Here is a 20714-nt window from a genome sequence, read left to right on the forward strand (position 1 = left end):
CCGGTCCGGAACATCCACCATGATGGGTTCCTCTTCGTCCTCTTTGTGCTCCGTGAACGCTCGCTTGCTGATGCCCCTGCTCCTGATGGGAGTGATGGGAGTCGGCTGCGGCCCGGAGTCGCTGAACGCTCCCGAGACTTCTCCCGAGCCATCCACCGTTCCGCAGCAGCTGGTCGCTCCGCGCGAGCAGCCGAGCAAGGCTGACTGGATGGTGGAGCCCGACGCGCACGTGTCGTGGATGATGGCCGACAGCGCGAACCTGCAGCTGTTCCTCGCGGACTCGGCCGATCCGATCGCGGAGCTGTCCTCGGTCACCTACTCGATCGACGTGGTGAACCTGGGGCCCAACGCGGCGGCCGACGTCGCGGTGGCGATCACCCTGCCCACCCAGGCCTTCTTCCAGTCGTTCGATCCGGCGGGCTTCGCCTGTAGCCCGAACGCCAATGTGTGGACGTGCCGGCTCTTCACGCCGTGGGCGGTGAACCAGCCGGCGACCATCAAGTTCACCATGCAGGCGCCCAACCAGGATGACATCCTGCTGCAGGCGAGCGCCACCATCTCCTCGACGACGGCGGACCCCACGCCGGGCAACAACTCGGATGCGGAGGAGACGGTCATCGGCATCAACGACGCGCCGTCGATCACCGCGCCCATCCCGGTGCCGCCGCAGACGGCCCCCGAGGACACCGACATCATCTTCTCGGCGGCCAACGGCAACCGCATCGCCCTGGCGGACCCGGACGTCTTCAACCGCAAGCTCAACCTGACCCTGGACATCACGGGCGGCGCGGTCCGCGGCTCGCTGTCGCTCAGCCAGACCACGGGGCTGACCTTCATCAAGGGTGACGGCTCGTTCGACTCGTCCATGCAGTTCGAAGGCACGCTCGCCAACATGAACGCCGCCCTGAACGGGCTGCGCTTCACCCCGGCGCCCAACTACTACGGAGAGACGGGCATCATCCTGTTGGTCAACGACCTGGGCAACAGCGGCCTCCAGGGGATCAAGGCGGTCTCCCGCATCGTCCCCATCAGCGTCTCGCCCGAGGTCAATGACCCGCCGGACGCGGTGGACGACAACTACGCGGTGCCGGGTGATGCCGTGGCCTACGCGCTGGACGTGCTGGCCAACGACACGTACCTGCCGGATCCGCCCGAGACCCTGACGATTACCGCCGTCACCCAGCCGGCCAATGGCTCGGTGACCTTCACCCCGACCGGGGTGAGCTTCACTCCGACCGCCGGCTTCCGAGGCACCACGACGTTCACGTACACGATCTCGGATGGGCACGGGCTCTTCGACACGGCCACGGTGACGTGCGTCGTCGGACAGCCGAACAACCCGCCCACGGCCGCCAACGACAGCTACACCGTGGCCGAGGACAGCGGCGCCACGAACATGTTCGTGCTGGCCAACGACAGCACGGCGCCGGACGCCAATGAGACGCTGACCATCACCGCGCTGACGCAGCCGGCGGGGGGCACGGTGACGCACTCGAACGGCATCGTCCAGTTCACGCCGACGCCCAACTTCTTCGGCACCACGACGTTCACCTACACGATCTCGGACGGTCGAGGCGGCACGGCGACGGGCACGGTGACGGTGACGGTGACGGGCTCGAATGATCCTCCGACGGCCAACGCCGACACCTTCGTGGTGCAGGAGGACACCCCCACGCCGCTGGATGTGCTGGCCAACGACTCGAGCGCGCCGGACGGCCCGGAGGCGCTGACCCTCACGGGGGTGACCCAGCCGACCAACGGCACGGCGACCATCACCGGCGCCACCGTGCTGTTCACGCCCGCCGCGGAGTTCAGCGGGAGCACGACGTTCACCTATACGATCTCGGATGGCACGGCGACGGCCACGGCCACGGTGACGGTGAACGTGGCGCCGGTGAACGACCCGCCGGTGGCCAACCCGGACAGCTTCACGGTGGCCGAGGACAGCGCGGCCACGCCGCTCAACGTGCTGGCCAACGACAACTCCGGGCCGGAGACGGGCGAGACGCTGACCATCACCGGCGTGACGCAGCCGACGGCGGGCGGCTCGGTGACCTTCACGGCCACGAGCGTGAGCTTTACGCCGACGGGCAACTTCTTCGGCACGGCGACGTTCACGTACACGCTCTCGGACGGCAATGGCGGCACGGCGACGGGCACGGTGACGGTGACGGTGACCGGGACGAACGACCCGCCGGATGCCGTCGAGGACAGCTTCATGGTGGGTGCCAACACCAGCGGCACGGTGCTGGACGTGCTGGCCAACGACACGAGCGCGCCGGACGGTCCGGAGACGCTGACGATCACCGCCACCACGCAGCCGGCCAACGGCACGGTGACGCGTACGCCCACCAACGTCAGCTTCACTCCCACGGCGAACTTCCGTGGGACGACGACGTTCCAGTACACGATCTCCGACGGCAACGGCGGCACCGACACGGCCACCGTCACGGTGGTGGTGGGCAACAACCCGCCGGTGGCCACCGCAGACAGCTTCACGGTGAACGAGGACAGCGGGTTCACCGATCTGAACGTGCTGGCCAATGACAACACGGCGCCGGACACGGGCGAGACGCTGAGCCTCATTGGCGTGACCCAGCCCGCCAATGGCCAGGTCACCTTCGACACGAACATCGCCAGGTTCAGGCCCGCGAACAACTTCCACGGCACCACGACGTTCACGTACACGGTGTCGGACGGCAGCGGCGGCACGGCGACGGCCACGGTGACGGTGACGGTGACGCCGGTGAACGATCCGCCGGTCGCGGTGAACGACAGCTTCACCGTGCCCCGGAACAGCGGGGCGACGGTGCTGAACGTGCTGGCCAACGACACGTTCGCGCCGGACACGGGCGAGACGCTCACCGTCGCGACCGTGACCCAGCCGGCCACGGGCGGTACGGTGACTCTCAACGCGGGCGTGGTGAGCTTCACCCCGACGACCAACTTCACGGGGACCGTGACGTTCCAGTACACGGTGTCGGACGGCAACGGCGGCACGGCGACGGGCACGGTGACGGTGGTGGTGGAGCAGGTGAACGCGCCGCCCAACGCTGTGGACGACACCTTCACGGTGGCCGAGGACAGCTCGGTCACGACGTTCGACGTGCTGGCCAACGACTCGATCGCCCCGGACACGGGCGAGACGCTGACCGTCACCGCGGCGACCCAGCCGGCCACGGGCGGCACGGTGACCTTCAACACCTCCAACGTGCGCTTCACCCCGACGGCCAACTTCAACGGGACGGCGACGTTCCAGTACACGGTGTCGGACGGCAACGGCGGCACCGACACGGCGACGGTGACGGTGACGGTGACGCCGGTGAACGACCCGCCGGACGCGGTGAACGACACCTTCTCGGTGGCCGAGAGCAGCTCGAACAACCCGCTGGACGTGCTGCTCAACGACACCACGGCGCCGGACACGGGCGAGACGCTCACGGTGGCCTCCGTCACGCAGCCGGCCAGCGGCACGGTGACGCTCACCGGCGGGGTGGTGCGCTACACGCCGCCCGCGGGCTTCAACGGCACCGTGACGTTCACCTACACGGTGTCCGACGGCAACAGCGGCACGGACACGGCGACGGTGGCGGTGACGGTGACGCCGGTGAACGATCCGCCGACGGCCAACAACGACAGCTTCGCGGTGGCCGAGGACAGCGGCGCCACGCCGCTCAACGTGCTGGCCAACGACAGCACGGCGCCGGACACCGGTGAGACGCTGACCATCACCTCCGTCACCCAGCCGGCCAACGGCACGGTGACGTTCGCGGCCTCCAACGTCACCTTCACGCCGGCCCCCAACTTCAACGGCACCACGACGTTCCAGTACACGGTGTCGGATGGCAACGGCGGCACGGCCACCGCCACGGTCACCGTCACGGTCGACCCGGTGAACGACCCGCCGACGGCCGTCAACGACGCGCTCACCGTGGCCGAGGACAGCGGCGCCACGGTGGTGACCGTGCTGAGCAACGACTCGAGCACGCCGGACACGGGCGAGACGCTCACGGTGACGGCGGTGACCCAGCCGGCCAACGGCACGGTGACGCTCACCGCGGGCGTGGTGCGCTTCACGCCGGCCCCCAACTTCAACGGGACGACGACGTTCCAGTACACGGTGTCCGACGGCAACGGCGGCACGGCGACGGCCACGGTGACGGTGACGGTGACGCCGACGAACGATCCTCCCGACGCGCTGGACGATGCCTTCACGGTGGCCGAGGACAGCGGCGCCACGACGCTGGACGTGCTGGCCAACGACTCCATCAACGGGGACGTGGGCGAGACGCTCACGGTGACGGCGGTGACCCAGCCGGCCAACGGCACGGTGACGCTCACCGCGGGCGTGGTGCGCTACACGCCGCCCTCCAACTTCAGCGGCACCACGACGTTCACGTACACGATCTCGGATGGCAACAGCGGCACGGACACGGCGACCGTCACGGTGACGGTGACGCCGGCGAACGATCCGCCCGACGCGGTGGACGACACGGCCACGGTGGCCGAGGACAGCGGCCCCACGGCGCTGGACGTGCTGACCAACGACACCACGGCGCCGGACACCGGCGAGACGCTGGCCATCACCTCCACCACCCAGCCGCTCAACGGCTCGACGACGTTCACCTCCACCCAGGTGCGCTTCACGCCGGCGGCCAACTTCTTCGGCACCACGACGTTCCAGTACACGGTGTCCGACGGCAACGGCGGCTCCGACACGGCGACCGTCACGGTGACGGTGACGCCGGTCAACGACGCGCCCTCGGCCAACGATGACACCTTCACGGTGGCGGAGGACAGCGGCGCCACGTCGCTCAACGTGCTGGCCAACGACTCGTTCGCGCCGGATGCGGCGGAGACGCTGACCATCTCCGCCATCGTGACCCAGCCGACGGGCGGGACGGTGACCAACACCCCCACGAGCGTGAGCTTCACGCCCGACGCCAACTTCACCGGCACCACGACGTTCTCGTACCGGATCTCGGATGGGAATGGCGGCACCGACACGGCGACCGTCACGGTCACGGTCTCCCCGGTCAACGATCCGCCCGACGCGGTCAACGACGCCGTCACGGTGGCCGAGGACAGCAGCGCCACGGTCGTGAACGTGCTGGCCAATGACAGCACGGCGCCGGACACCGGCGAGACGCTGACCATCACCTCCGTCACCCAGCCGGCCAACGGCACGGTGACGAACACGCCGACGAACGTGAGCTTCACGCCGGCGGCGAACTTCAACGGCACCACGACGTTCCAGTACACGGTGTCGGACGGCAATGGTGGCTCCGACACGGCGACCGTCACGGTGACGGTGACGCCGGTGAACGACAACCCGACGGCCAACGCCGACACCTTCACGGTGGCCGAGAACAGCGGCCCCTCCCCGCTGGCCGTGCTGGCCAACGACACGGCCGTGCCGGACACGGGCGAGACGCTCACGGTGACGGGTGTCACCCAGCCGACCACGGGCGGCACGACGTCCTTCTCGGCGGCGGGAGTGACCTTCACCCCCACGCCTGGCTTCGTGGGGCTCGCGACGTTCCAGTACACGATCTCCGATGGCAACGGCGGCACGGCGACGGCCACCGTCACGGTGAACGTCAGCAACTCGAACGATCCGCCGACGGCCAACGACGACGCCTTCACGGTGGCCGAGGACAGCGGCCCCACGCCGATGAGCGTGCTGGCCAACGACACGACGCTGCCGGACACCAGCGAGACGCTGACGATCGTCTCCGTCACCCAGCCGGCCAGCGGCACGGTGACCTTCACGGCCACCGAGCTCACCTTCACGCCCGCGCTCAACTTCAACGGCACCGTGACGTTCTCGTACACGGTGGACGACGGCAACGGCGCGACGGACACGGCGCAGGTGACGGTGACGGTGACGCCGGTCAACGATCCGCCCACGGCCGGCAATGACGCCTTCACGGTGGGCGAGGACAGCGCCGCCACGGTGTTCAACGTGCTGGCCAACGACTCGACGGCGCCCGAGCTGTCCGAGACGCTGACGATCGCCTCCACCACCCAGCCGGCCAACGGCACGGTGACGAGCACGCCCACGAGCGTGAGCTTCACGCCGGCGCCCAACTTCAGTGGCACCACGTCGTTCCAGTACACGGTGGACGACGGCAACGGCGGCACGGCGACGGCCACCGTCACGGTGACGGTGACGCCGGTGAACGACCCGCCGGACGCGGTGAACGACACCTTCGTGGTGCAGGAGAACAGCTCGGACACCCCGCTGGACGTGCTGGCCAACGACACGACGACGCCGGACACGGGCGAGACGCTCACGGTGGCCTCCGTCACGCAGCCGGCCAGCGGCACGGTGACGCTCACCGGTGGAGTGGTGCGCTACACGCCGCCCGCGGGCTTCAACGGCACCGTGACGTTCACCTACGAGGTGTCGGACGGCAATGGTGGCTTCGACACGGCGACGGTGGTGGTGACGGTGACGGCGGTGAACGATCCGCCGACGGCCGCGGACGACAGCTTCACGGTGGCCGAGGACAGCCAGGACAACGCGCTGGACGTGCTGGCCAACGACACCACGGCGCCCGACACGGGTGAGACGTTGACCATCACCGCCGTGACGCAGCCGGCCAGCGGCACGGTGAGCTTCACGGCCTCCGGCGTGAGCTTCACGCCCGTGGCGGACTTCAACGGCACCGTGACGTTCCAGTACACGGTGTCGGATGGCAACGGCGGCACGGACACGGCGACCGTCACGGTGACGGTGACGCCGGCGAACGATGCGCCCACGGCCGTGGACGACAGCTTCACGGTGGCAGAGGACAGCGGCGCCACGGTGTTCGACGTGCTGGCCAACGACTCGTTCGCTCCGGACACGGGCGAGACGCTGACGATCACCTCGGTGACGCAGCCCGCGGCCGGCGCGGTGACCTTCACCGCGTCCAACATCAGCTTCACGCCGGCGCCGAACTTCAACGGCACCACGTCGTTCACGTACCGGCTCCTCGACGGCAACGGGGGCTCCGACTCGGCGACGGTGACGGTGACGGTGACGCCCGCGAACGATGCGCCCACGGCGAACGACGACGGCTTCATCGTCGCCGAGGACAGCGGTGCCTCGGAGCTGGACGTGCTCTTCAACGACAGCTCGGCGCCGGACGACAGTGAGACGCTCACGGTGACGTCGGTGACGCAGGCGCTCGAGGGCACGGTGACGCTCACCGGCGGGGTGGTGCGCTTCACGCCGGCGCCCAACTTCTTCGGCACCACGTCGTTCACCTACACGGTGTCCGACGGCAATGGCGGCACCGACACGGCGACGGTGGTGATGACGGTGACGCCGGTGAACGACAACCCGACGGCCAACAACGACAGCTTCCTGGTGGCCAAGGACAGCCCGGCCCAGGCGCTGGACGTGCTGGTCAACGACTCGGCCGTGCCGGACGTGGGCGAGACGCTCGTCATCACCTCGGTGACGCAGCCGGCCAGCGGCGGCACGGTGAGCTTCACGGGCTCCAGCGTCAGCTTCACGCCGACGGCCGGCTTCGAGGGCATCGTGACGTTCACGTACACGATCTCCGACGGCAACGGCGGCTCGGCGTCCGCGACGGTGACGGTCAACGTCGGCAGCGCGAACCGCCCGCCGACGGCCAACGACGACAGCTACACGGTGGCCGAGGACAGCGGCGACACGGTGCTGGATGTGCTGGCCAACGACAGCACGGCGCCGGACACGGGCGAGACGCTCACGGTGACGGCCGTCACGCAGCCGGCCAGCGGCACGGTGACGGTGTCTCCGGCCAGCGTCACCTTCAGGCCCGCGGCCAACTTCAACGGCACCGTGAGCTTCTCCTACACGGTCTCGGATGGGAACGGCGGCTCCGACACGGCGACGGTGACGGTGGTGGTGACGCCGGTGAACGACAACCCGACGGCCACGGATGACAGCTTCACGGTGGCCGAGGACAGCGTCGCCACGGTGCTCGACGTGCTGACCAATGACAGGGCGGCGCCGGACACGGGCGAGACGCTCACGGTGACGGCCGTCACGCAGCCGACCAACGGCACGGTGACGCTCACCAGCGGGGTGGTGCGCTTCACGCCCGCGGCCAACTTCAGCGGCACCACGACGTTCCAGTACACGGTGTCGGACGGCAATGGCGGCACGGCGACGGCGACCGTCACGGTGACGGTGACGCCGGCGAACGATGCGCCCACGGCCGTCAACGACGCCATCACGGTGGCCGAGGACAGCAGCGCCACCGTGGTGGACGTGCTGGCCAACGACTCGTTCGCGCCGGATGTGGGCGAGACGCTGACGGTGGTGTCCGTCACCCAGCCGGCCAATGGCACGGCGACGCTCACCGGTGGGGTGGTGAGCTTCACGCCCGCGCCCGACTTCTTCGGCACGACGACGTTCCGGTACACGGTGTCGGACGGCAGCGGCGGCACGGCCACGGCCACCGTCACGGTGACGGTGACGCCGGTGAACGACAACCCGACGGCCAACGCCGACAGCTTCACGGTGGCGGTGGACAGCCCGGCCACTGCGCTGGACGTGCTGTTCAACGACTCCAGCGCGCCGGACGTGGGTGAGACGCTCACGGTGACGGCCGTCACGCAGCCGGCCAATGGCACGGTGACGCTCACCGGCGGGGTGGTGCGCTTCGCTCCGGCCGCCGGCTTCTCCGGGACCACGACGTTCACCTACACGGTGTCCGACGGCAATGGCGGCACGGCCACGGGCACGGTCACCGTCACCGTCACGGGCAGCAACAGGCCTCCGACGGCGGTGGACGACGCCTTCACGGTGGCCGAGGACAGCGCCGCCACGTCGTTCGACGTGCTGGCCAACGACTCGTTCGCGCCGGACGTGGGCGAGACGCTGACGGTGACGGCGGTGACGCAGACGACGGGCGGCTCGGTGACCTTCACGGCCTCCGAGGTGCGCTTCACGCCTGCGCCGAACTTCAACGGCACGACGACGTTCCGGTACACGGTGTCGGACGGCAACGGTGGCACGGCCACGGCGGCCGTCACGGTGACGGTGACGCCGGTGAACGACAACCCGACGGCCGGCGACGACAGCTTCACGGTGGCCGAGGACAGCGGCGGCACGGTGTTCGACGTGCTGGCCAATGACTCGAGCGCGCCGGACACGGGCGAGACGCTGACGGTGACGGCGGTGACCCAGCCGACGGGCGGCTCGGTGACGCTCAGCGCGGGCGTGGTGCGCTTCACGCCGGCGGCCAACTTCAACGGCACCGCGACGTTCCAGTACACGGTGTCGGATGGCAATGGCGGGACGAGCACGGCCACGGTGACGGTGGTGGTGACGCCGGTGAACGACCCGCCCAACGCGGTGGACGACTTCACCTCGATGCCCGAGGACTACCCGCTCACGCTGGTGGGCGTGCAGGTCAACGACACCACGTCGCCGGACACGGGCGAGACGCTGACCATCACCGCGGTGACCCAGCCGGCCAACGGCACGGTGACGCTCACCAACGGCCTGGTCCGCTTCTCTCCGACGCCCAACTTCTTCGGCACCACGACGTTCACGTACACCATCTCCGACGGCAACGGCGGCACGGACACGGCGACGGTGCACATGACGGTGACGCCGGTGAACGACCCGCCGACGGTCGTGGACGACAGCTTCCTGGTCGCGGTGAACAGCTCGGCCACGGAACTGGACGTGCTCATCAACGACACGTACCTGCCGGACGCGCCCGAGACGCTCACCCTCACGGCGGTGACGCAGCCGATCAATGGCTCGGTGACGCTCATCGGCGGGGTGGTGCGCTTCACGCCGATGCCGGACTTCAGCGGCACCACGTCCTTCCAGTACACGGTGTCCGACGGCAATGGCGGCACGGCGACTGGCACGGTCACCGTGACGGTCTCCGGGACCAACAACCCGCCGGATGCGGTGGACGACACCTTCACGGTGGACGAGGACAGCAGCGCCACGGTGCTCAACGTGCTGGCCAACGACACGACGACGCCGGACACGGGCGAGACGCTCACGGTGGTGTCCGTCACGCAGCCCGCCAACGGCGCGGTGACGCTCAACGCGGGCGTGGTGAGCTTCACGCCGGCGCCGAACTTCAACGGCACCACGACGTTCCAGTACACGGTGTCCGACGGTCGCGGTGGCACGAATGCCGGCCGCGTCACCGTCAACGTCACGCCGGTCAATGATCCTCCGGACGCGGTGGACGACAGCTTCGTGGTGGCGGTGAACAGCCCGGCCCGGGCGCTCGACGTGCTGTCCAACGACACGATTGCGCCGGACACGGGTGAGACGCTGACGGTGACGGCGGTGACTCAGCCGGCCAACGGCACGGTGACGCTCACGGGCGGCGTGGTGAGCTTCACGCCGGCCGCGGGCTTCACGGGTACCACGACGTTCACGTACACCGTCTCCGACGGCAACGGTGGCACGGACACGGCCACGGTGACGGTGACGATCGCCGGGGCCAATCCTCCGCCGACGGCCAACGACGACAGCTTCGCGGTGGCGAAGAACAGCCCGGCCCAGGTGCTCAACGTGCTGGCCAACGACACCACGGCGCCGGACACGGGTGAGACGCTGACGGTCATTGCGGTGACCCAGCCGGCCATCGGCGGCACGGTGACGCTCTCGGGTGGGGTGGTGAGCTTCACGCCCGCGACGGACTTCCTGGGTACGACGGTGTTCACGTACACCATCTCCGACGGCAACGGCGGCACGGACACCGCCACGGTGACGATCACGGTCGGCGAGCCGAACAACCCGCCGAACGCGGTGGACGACACCTTCACGGTGGACGAGGACAGCGGGCCGACGACGCTCACCGTGCTGGCCAACGACACGACGGCGCCGGACACGGGCGAGACGCTCACGGTGACGGCGGTGACCCAGCCGCTCAACGGCCTGGTGACGCTCACCGGCGGCGTGGTGCGGTTCTCGCCGGCGGCCAACTTCAACGGCACCACGACGTTCCAGTACACGGTGTCCGACGGTCGCGGTGGCAACGACACGGCGACGGTGACCGTGACGGTGACGCCGGTGAACGATCCTCCGGACGCGGTGAACGACACGTACACGGTGCTCGCGGACGGCGGAGCCCAGGTGCTCAACGTGCTGCTCAACGACACGTTCGCGCCGGACACGGGCGAGACGCTGACGGTGACGGCGGTGACGCAGCCGGCCACGGGCGGCACGGTGACGCTCACCGGCGGCGTGGTGAGCTTCACGCCGGCCGCGGGCTACACGGGCACCACGACGTTCACGTACACCCTCTCCGACGGCAACGGCGGCACGGACACGGCCACGGTGACCGTGAACGTGAGCAACACGGCGAACAACCCGCCGAACGCGGTGGACGACACCTTCACGGTGGATGAGGACAGCAGCGGCAACATCCTGGCCGTGCTGGCCAACGACACGTTCGCGCCGGACACGGGCGAGACGCTGACGGTGATCTCGGTGACCCAGCCGGCCACGGGCGGCTCGGTGACGCTCAACGCGGGCGTGGTGCGGTTCACGCCCACGGCCGACTTCAACGGCACCGTGACGTTCCAGTACACGATCTCCGACGGCAACGGCGGCGACGACACGGCCACGGTGACCGTGACGGTGGCGCCGGTGAACGATCAGCCCAACGCGGTGAACGACACGTACACGGTGCTCAGGGACAGCGGGGCGACGGTGCTGGACGTGCTGGCCAACGACACGTTCACGCCGGACACGAACGAGACGCTGACGGTGACGGCGGTGACCCAGCCGGCCAATGGCACGGTGGCGCTCGCCGGCGGCGTGGTGAGCTTCACGCCGGCGCCCAGCTTCTTCGGCACCACGACGTTCACGTACACCATCTCCGATGGTAACGGCGGCAGCGACACGGCCACGGTGACCGTGATCGTGAACGACACGCAGAACAACCCGCCGGATGCGGTGGCCGATACCTTCACGGTGGCCGAGGACAGCGGGGCCACGGTGCTGGACGTGCTGGCCAACGACACGTTCGCTCCGGACACGGGCGAGACGCTGACGGTGGTGAACGTGACCCAGCCGGCCACGGGGGGCACGGTGACGCTCGACGCGGCGGGCGTGGTGAGCTTCACCCCGGCGCTCAACTTCTTCGGCACCGTGACGTTCGACTACATCATCTCCGACGGCCGTGGCGGTAACGACACGGCGACGGTGACGGTGACGGTGACGCCGGTGAACGACGACCCGACGGCCAACGATGACACCTTCACGGTCCTCACCGACAGCTCGGCGAATGTGCTCGACGTACTGCTCAACGACACGATCGCGCCGGACACGGGCGAGACGCTGATGATCACCTCCACCACCCAGCCGGCCAGTGGCACGGTGACCCATACGAGCACGAACGTCAGCTTCACGCCGGCGGCGGGCTTCACCGGCACCGTGACGTTCGACTACACCATCTCGGACGGCAACGGTGGCAGCGACACGGCCACGGTGACCGTGATCGTCAGCGACACGCCGAACAACCCGCCGGATGCGGTGGCCGACACCTTCACAGTGGCCGAGGACAGCGGGGCCACGGTGCTGGACGTGCTGGCCAACGACAGCACCGAGCCGGACACGGGCGAGACGCTGTCGGTGGTGAACGTGACGCAGCCGACCAACGGCACGGTGACGCTCACCGGTGGCGTGGTGCGGTTCACGCCGGCGCCGAACTTCAACGGCACCACGACGTTCCAGTACACGGCCTCCGACGGCCGTGGTGGCACGGACACGGCGACGGTGACGGTGACGGTGACGCCGGTGAACGACGACCCGACGGCCAACGACGACACCTTCACGGTGCTCGCCAACAGCGGGGCCAACGTGCTCGACGTGCTCGTCAACGACACGTTCACGCCGGACACGGGCGAGACGCTGACGGTGACGGCGGTGACGCAGCCGGCCACGGGCGGCACGGTGACGCTCACCGGCGGCGTGGTGAGCTTCACGCCGGCCACGGACTTCATCGGCACCGCGACGTTCACGTACACCCTCTCCGACGGCAACGGTGGCAGCGACACGGCCACCGTGACCGTGAACGTGGGCGAGAACCCGAACAACCCGCCGGACGCGGTGGATGATGCCTTCACGGTCGTGGAGAACAGCGGGGCCACGGTGCTCAACGTGCTGGCCAATGACACGTCCGCTCCGGACGTGGGCGAGACGCTGACGGTCGTGGCGGTGACCCAGCCCGCGACGGGCGGCACGGTGACGCTCACGGGCGGCGTGGTGAGCTTCACGCCGGCCACGGACTTCGCGGGCACCGCGACGTTCACGTACACCATCTCCGACGGCAGGGGTGGTAACGACACGGCCACGGTGACGGTCACCGTGACCAAGGCCCCGGATGTCGACACCGACGGCGATGGCCTGACCGATGAGCAGGAGGCCGAGCTCGGCACCGACCCGAACGATCGCGACACCGACAACGGCGGCGTGGAGGACGGCGCCGAGGTCGCCGGCGGTACCAACCCGCTGGACGACACCGACGACTTCCTCGTCGGCGGCAGTGGCTGCGCCTCCACGGGCACCACCAGCCTGATGCCGCTGCTGCTGCTGCTCGGCCTGCCGCTGCTGCGGCGGCGCCATGCGGCGGTGGGCTCGCACCCGGCTTCTCGAGCCGGCGTGTGGGGCGTGCTGGCCGTCCTCGTGGCGGCTCCGGCGAAGGCCCAGTCCGACATCGTCACCAGCCCCACGTCCGAGAAGATCGACGTGCAGCAGTACAAGCCGGCCCCTGGTGCCTACGACGTGCTGGGCCTCCACAGTCCGAGGGTAGCCCGGAACTTCGAGTGGAACCTGGGCGTGTCGGTCAACTACGCGAAGGACCCGCTCACCTTTCTCGACCCCCGCCAGGACAACAAGGCCGTCTACAAGCTGGTGGAGAGCCAGCTCACCGTGGACCTGATGGGTGCCATCGCCCTGTTCGACCGGTTCGAGCTGGGCCTGGCGCTGCCCATCACCTCGCAGACCTCCCAGTCGTCGCCAGAGGTGGCGCCGGCCTTCGAGGAAGGCGTGGGGAAGACCGGCCTCGGAGACCTGCGCGTGATTCCCAAGGCGAGCCTGTACTCCTCGGGCGGTCTGAGCGTGGGCGCCGCGCTGCCCATCCACCTGCCCACCGGCGGGTCCACGGGCTTCCTCGGGGGCGGGTTCTCCGTCCGCCCGAGGGTGCTCGGTGAGTGGAGCAGCAGCGGGGGAGTTCGCGTGCTGGCCAACGTGGGCCTCAACCTCCGCTCCAAGCAACAGCTGCGCAACCTGGTCGTCTCCAACGAGCTGGCCTACGGCATCGGCGCGGAGGTGCCCTTCAGCGTGGCCGGCAGCGAGCTGTCCGCGGGCGGCACGCTGATGGGCGCGATGGGGCTCGGCGAGTCGGGCTCCGAGGAGAAGCCGATGGAGTTCCTGGCCACGCTGAAGTACCGCGTCTCGGAGGCCTTCTCGGCGCACCTGGGCGGTGGCCCGGGCATCGGGCAGGGCTACGGCACGCCGGGCTTCCGCGTGTTCGCGGGCATCGCCTACGCGCCGTCCGACCGCGGCACCGAGTCTCGGCCGACGCCCGTGGCCACCCCCGCGCCGATCAAGCCCTCCAAGCCCGTGCCCGAGCAGCTGGTGGACACGGACGGGGACGGCCTGCCGGACGTGCAGGACCGCTGCCCGATCGCCGCCGAGGACAAGGACAGCTTCCAGGACGACGACGGCTGCCCGGACCCGGACAACGACAACGACACCCTGGCGGACGCCAGCGACAAGTGCCCCAACGAGCCGGAGACGAAGAACGCCTTCGAGGACGAGGACGGCTGCCCGGACCAGGCGCCGCCGCCGCCGCCCGTGGACACCGACGGAGACCTCCTCACGGACGACAAGGACCGCTGCCCACAGGAGGCCGAGGACAAGGACGGCTTCCAGGACGAGGACGGCTGCCCGGACCCGGACAACGACCGGGACGGCGTGGCGGACGCGGACGACAAGTGCGCCAACGAGCCGGAGACGATCAACGGCGTGAAGGACGAGGACGGCTGCCCGGACAAGGGCAAGGTGAAGGTGCTCGTCCAGGGCGAGAAGATCGTCATCACCGAGACGATCTTCTTCGCCAACAGCAAGGCCACCATCCTCCCCAAGTCCTTCCCGCTGCTGAAGCAGGTGGCGCAGGTGCTCAAGGCCAACACGCAGATCGAGAAGCTCCGCATCGAGGGCCACACGGACGACAAGGGTGACGACGGGGCCAACCTGGTCCTCTCCCGCACCCGCGCCGAGGCCGTGCGCGATCGCCTCGCCCTCGAGGGTGTCGATGCAGCCCGGCTGGAGGCGGTGGGTTACGGCGAGGCCAGGCCGATTGCCCCCAACAAGACCGCCAAGGGCCGCGAGAAGAACCGCCGCGTGGAGTTCAACGTCGTCAAGATGAGGGCCCAGGAGGTGGAGGTCGTCCAGCCCTGAGCCTCACCGGGCGGCATGTCAGACCCCTGATCGACACTGCCGCTCGTGACCGTCCTGCGGTCCGCGCCTCGGGGTGGATCTCCGGAGCGCGACCGCCAGGGCGGTCATGCGGTGCCGCGTGAGCGCGGGACAAAATCCGGATCGCGAGTCAAGGTCCGACAAGGCCACATCCCGCGACACGGAATGGATGTTCAGGCCGCCGCGTAAGTGCCTGTCAGGACTTGGGGGAACCGAGGCCTGCTACAGGCAGGTAGCGGAATACTTGCCAAAGATCTCGACTTGCTGATGATGGGTGACCTTGGGGACTCGCACCAAAAGGTGCGTGAGTTCCGCTGAAAGGATCACCATGGACCAGTTCGAGCAGAACAAGCAGGCCGCGAAGATCCGTGTTGTCGGCGTGGGTGGAGCCGGCTGCAACGCGGTGAACACGATGATCCTGGCCAAGCTGGAACGGGTCGACTTCATTGCTGCGAACACCGACGTGCAGGCGCTCGCCGCCAACAAGTCTCCGACGCGGCTGCAGCTCGGACAGACGCTGACCAAGGGCCTGGGCGCGGGCGCCAACCCGGAGATGGGCCGCGAGGCGGCGCTCGAGTCCAAGGAGCAGATCGCCGCGGTGCTCGAGGGCGCGGACATGGTGTTCGTCACCGCGGGCATGGGCGGTGGCACCGGCACGGGCGCCGCGCCCATCATCGCGGACATCGCCAAGAGCCTGGGCTGCCTCACGGTGGGCGTGGTGACCAAGCCCTTCCTCTTCGAGGGCAACAAGCGCCGCAAGCAGGCCGAGCAGGGCCTGGTGGAGCTCAAGGCCGCGGTGGACACGCTCATCACCATCCCCAACCAGCGGCTGCTCACCCTGAGCACCGAGCCCATGCCGCTGCTGGAGACCTTCAAGCGCGCCGACGAGGTGCTCCTCAACGCCGTGCAGGGCATCTCGGACCTCATCCAGTACCACGGCTACATCAACGTGGACTTCGCGGACGTGAAGACCATCATGAGCGACAAGGGCCTGGCGCTCATGGGCACCGGCCGCGCCTCGGGCACCTCGCGCGCCCTGTCCGCCATGCAGCAGGCCATCTCCAGCCCGCTGCTGGAGGACATCTCCATCGACGGCGCCACGGGCCTGCTCATCAACATCACCGGCGGCCGGGACATGACGCTGCAGGAAGTCAACGAGGCCCTCACGCTGGTGCACGACGCGGCCGACAGCGAGGCGGAGATCATCTTCGGCTCGCTCATCGACGAGCAGATCCAGGACGAGGTGAAGATCACCATCATCGCCACCGGCTTCGTGCACCGCGACACCCGGCAGCCCCAGCGCGTGGTGGCGGTGCCGGCCACCCCGGTGCCGCTCGTCAGCCGCCCCGCGCCGTCGGTGCTGTCCGCCGCCCGCGAGGAGGTGGCCAGCCTGGTGCCCTCCAAGGCCGGTGCGCGCGCCATGTCCTCCACGGAGAACAAGGCGGTGACGACTCCGCCGCGCACCGCGGTGGTGAAGGACGCGGCGCTGCCCCTGGACGAGGATCAGTTCGACATCCCCACCTTCCTGCGCCGGCAGGGCCAGACCGAGATGCCCTGAGCGGGCCCGCGGGGCCCCAGGCCCCGCTGAAGCACCCGAGGCACCTCTCGCCATCGCGCGTGAGGTGCCTCGTTCTGTCTCGACAGGGCTGGAGGCGTGGGCTCAGCCGCGGGGGAGGCGGGCCACGCTGGCCCCGTCCCGGCCGGACAGCGCGTCGCTGCGCGCCAGCAGGGTGTCCAGCTCCGCATACACCTCTTCCACGCGCTCCGGGATGCGCGGAGGAGGCGTCACACCCTCACCGGCGAGCAGCTCCACGAGCGTGTTGACGCGCTGCAGCATCTGGCGCGCCTTCAGGAGGGCGCGGCCCGTCCGGGTGCCCTCGGGGGAGAAGAGGGTGCCGCCCTGGTAGAGGGTCTCCAGCGCCAGTCGATTGGCCGCCAGCCGATCCGAGAGCCGGGCGCGGTAGAGGTCCAGCCTCCGCTCACGCCGAGCTCCCTGCAGATCCACCACCGTCCCCGGGCTCGTGTCGTTCCGCTTCAAGGTGCAGGCAAGGTACGCCAGGGCCGCGAACGATCGCAACGGTGTGACGTGGTTGTGGAAACCTGTACGGTCCTGTGGCGAGCCCTCGGCTGGCAGCTTGTCAGTCCAGGGGGCGGGGATTAGGTTGGCCGCCCTCCCGAGCCAGGGTGCCAGCCATGTTCAAGAAGCTGCTCATCGCCAACCGGGGTGAGATCTCCCGCCGCATCGGAGCGGTGGCCCGTGCCATGGGGATCTCCACCGTCGCCGTCTATTCGGACGCGGATGCGGACCTGCCCTTCGTCAAGGAGGCGGACGAGGCCGTGCGCCTGGGGCCCGCGCCGGCCAAGGACAGCTACCTCAACATCCCCGCCATCCTCGAGGCGGCGAAGAAGACGGGCGCCCAGGCGGTGCACCCGGGCTACGGCTTCGTGTCGGAGAACGCCGAGTTCGCCCGGGCCTGCACGGAGGCGGGCATCACCTTCGTGGGCCCGCCGCCCGAGGCCATGCTGCGGATGAAGGACAAGAGCCAGGCGCGCAAGCTGGTGATGGCCGCGGGCGTGCCGGTGGTGCCGGGCACCGAGGACGTGGTGCCGGACGTGGCCAGCGCGCTCGCGGCGGCCGAGCGCATCGGCTACCCGGTGCTCTGCAAGGCGGCCGGCGGCGGCGGCGGCATCGGCATGGCCGCGGCGAAGGACCCGGCCGAGCTGGAGAAGGTGTTCCGCCAGTGCACGGACCGGGCGAAGGCGGCCTTCGGGCGCGAGGGCGTGTACCTGGAGCGCTACTTCCCGGCCCCGCGCCACATCGAGGTGCAGATCCTCGGCGATCACCACGGAAACCTCATCCACTGCCTGGAGCGCGAGTGCTCCATCCAGCGGCGCCACCAGAAGGTGGTGGAGGAGGCGCCCTCGCCGCTGTTCGCGGACGGCAGGAACGCGGACGTGGCCCAGAAGCTGTTCACCGCGGCCGTCACGGCGGCCAGGGCCTTCGGCTACGCCAACGCGGGCACGGTGGAGTTCCTCTACTCGGACGGCGACGTCTACTTCATCGAGATGAACGCCCGGCTCCAGGTGGAGCACCCGGTGACGGAGCTGACCACGGGGCTGGACCTGATTGGCTGGCAGCTGCGCATCGCCGCCGGGGAGAAGCTCACGGTGCGGCAGGAGGACGTGAAGCGGCGCGGGGCGGCGCTGGAGTTCCGCATCTACGCGGAGGATCCGGTGAAGTTCTTCCCGTCGCCCGGGCCGCTCAAGGTCTACGTGCCGCCCACGGGCGAGGGCGTGCGCCTGGACTCGGGCTACGCCGAGGGCAACACCGTCACCCCGAACTACGATCCCATGATTGCCAAGCTCATCGTCACCGGCGCCACCCGCGCGGAGGCCATCGAGCGCTCGATCAAGGCGCTGGAGCAGTACCGCATCGAGGGCATCAAGACGAACATCCCGCTGCACCTGCGCATCCTGAAGGCTCCGGCCTTCAGCGCCGGAGAGCTGGATACGCGCTTCCTGGAGAACCACGCGAAGCCTTAGGCTGCGCGCGGCAGCGGACCTTCCAACTTCGGCGCTTCGGGCGCGCGAGGAGGCAACACGGTATGGCGGACGTGGCGGCGCACATCACGGGCACGGTGTGGAAGATCGAGGTGAAGGTGGGGCAGACGGTCTCCGCCGGAGAGACCCTGGTCATCCTCGAGTCCATGAAGATGGAGATGCCGGTGGAGGCCCCCGAGGGCGGCACGGTGAAGGAGATCCGCTGCAAGGAGTCCCAGCCGGTGAACGAGGGTGACGTCCTCGTGGTGCTCGGCTAGGCGCGAGCTTCCGCCATGCAGCCCACGGTGGAGGTGGAGGACCGCGAGGGCGGCGTCCGCGTGCTGACGCTCGCCAACCCGGCGCGGAAGAACGCGCTGGATGACCGGCTCCTGGGGCTGCTGGACGCGGCGCTCTCCCCGCCGCCGGACGTGCCCGTGCGCGCCTTCCTGGTGCGCGGGGCGGGCGGCACCTTCTGCTCCGGCTACGACTTGACGAACCTGGGGCCGCCCACGCCGGAGGGGCGGCTGCCGGACGATGCGCTGATGGCGCTGCTGTCCCGGCTGGAGCGCCACCCGGTGCCCAGCGTGGCGCTGGTGCAGGGGGCCGCGTTCGGCGCGGGGTTCGACCTGGCGTGCGCCTGTGACTTCCGCGTGGGGACGCCCGAGACGGTGTTCTGCATGCCGGCGGCGCGGCTGGGGCTCGTCTACTCCGTGGACGGGATGGCGCGGGCCTCGCGGCTGGTGGGGCCGGCCCGGGCTCGGGCGCTCTTCCTCACCGCGCGCAAGCTGGACGGAGCGACGGCGCTCGGCTGGGGCCTGCTGGACGAGTGCGCGAAGGCGGCCGAGGCGGAGGCGCGCGCCCTGGCGCTGTGCCAGACGCTGGCCTCGCACGCGCCGCTGGCGGTGGCGGGGATGAAGGAGGTGTTCGGGCTGGTGGGCCGGCCGGCGCTCTCGGACGAGGAGCGGGCGCACGCGCGGGCACTGCGGGCCCAGGCCTTCGGCAGCGAGGACGCCAAGGAGGGCAGGGCGGCGTTCCTCGAGAAACGCCCGCCCCGCTTCCGGGGCCGCTAGCCCGGCGGCTCAGGTGTCGCCGAACAGCTCGCCCATGCGCAGCTGCAGCGCGGAGGCGATCTTGTAGAGCGACGAGATGGACGCCGAGGACTCGGCGCGCTCGATCTGCGACAGCAGCGACACGGACAGGCCGGTGCGCCGCGCCAGCTGCTTGAGCGTGAGCTCCTGCGTCTTGCGCGCGTCGCGGATGACGCGGCCGATGGCGCGGTGCAGGTCCGCCTCCGGGTCCTGCGACAGGCCCTTCTTCTGCAGGGCGTTGCGGACCGCGGTGATGAACTGCTCCGGCTCCATCGGCTTCTTCACGTAGTCGGAGGCCTGCGCCTTGAGCGAGGCGACCGCCGTGTCCACCGTGGGGTATGCCGTGGCGACGATGACCGCCACGTCCGTGTCGTACTTCCGGATCTGGTCCAGCACCTCGGTGCCGGACATCTGCGGCATCATCATGTCGAGGATGACGAGGTGGAAGTCGGACCCCCGGAGGATCTCCACCGTCTGGGTGGGGTCCGTGGTGGTGACGACCTCATAGCCCTCGCGGGTCAGCACCAGCTTCAGGTAGTCGCAGTTGTCCTGCTCGTCATCGACCACCAGGATGCGAATCTGCACAGCCTCTCCTCGCCTGCGGTTGGGAACCTCTGGGTTGGAATCGCGCGCCCCGGAAC

Annotated in this window: 7 protein-coding genes; 5 read left to right on the forward strand and 2 right to left on the reverse strand. The window is 69.5% G+C overall.

Going from position 1 to position 20714, the window contains the following annotated elements; translation table 11 throughout:
- Positions 1-22 precede the first annotated feature (22 nt).
- On the forward strand, positions 23-15427 hold the full coding sequence (locus KY572_RS24330) for an Ig-like domain-containing protein (RefSeq protein WP_407659994.1): 15405 nt from the start codon (positions 23-25) through the stop codon (positions 15425-15427).
- Between the two features lie 346 nt (positions 15428-15773).
- Entirely contained in the window at positions 15774-17003 is a 1230-nt protein-coding gene (ftsZ, locus tag KY572_RS24335) for a cell division protein FtsZ (RefSeq protein ID WP_224245342.1), read from the forward strand.
- A 102-nt stretch (positions 17004-17105) separates the two neighbouring features.
- On the opposite strand, the gene KY572_RS24340 is transcribed toward ftsZ, so the two are convergent.
- Complete coding sequence (locus KY572_RS24340; protein ID WP_263451961.1) at positions 17106-17483, reverse strand: hypothetical protein; 378 nt, start codon at positions 17481-17483, stop codon at positions 17106-17108.
- A gap of 155 nt (positions 17484-17638) precedes the next feature.
- On the opposite strand from KY572_RS24340, the gene KY572_RS24345 reads away from it, so the two are divergent.
- From KY572_RS24345 to KY572_RS24355, 3 genes are all read left to right on the forward strand, one after another.
- Positions 17639-18988, forward strand: coding sequence for an acetyl-CoA carboxylase biotin carboxylase subunit (locus tag KY572_RS24345; protein ID WP_224245343.1), 1350 nt, complete (start codon positions 17639-17641; stop codon positions 18986-18988).
- Between the two features lie 62 nt (positions 18989-19050).
- On the forward strand, positions 19051-19263 hold the full coding sequence (locus tag KY572_RS24350) for a biotin/lipoyl-binding carrier protein (RefSeq protein WP_224245344.1): 213 nt from the start codon (positions 19051-19053) through the stop codon (positions 19261-19263).
- A gap of 15 nt (positions 19264-19278) precedes the next feature.
- Positions 19279-20055 carry an enoyl-CoA hydratase/isomerase family protein gene (locus KY572_RS24355; protein WP_224245345.1) on the forward strand — a complete coding sequence of 259 codons (777 nt, stop codon included), beginning with the start codon at positions 19279-19281 and terminating at the stop codon, positions 20053-20055.
- 9 nt (positions 20056-20064) lie between these two features.
- Here the strand turns inward: KY572_RS24355 and KY572_RS24360 are convergent, their stop codons facing one another.
- Entirely contained in the window at positions 20065-20658 is a 594-nt protein-coding gene (locus KY572_RS24360; protein WP_224245346.1) for a response regulator, read from the reverse strand.
- Between the last annotated feature and the right edge of the window lie 56 nt (positions 20659-20714).

The organism is Hyalangium gracile, from assembly GCF_020103725.1.
Taxonomy (GTDB): domain Bacteria; phylum Myxococcota; class Myxococcia; order Myxococcales; family Myxococcaceae; genus Hyalangium; species Hyalangium gracile.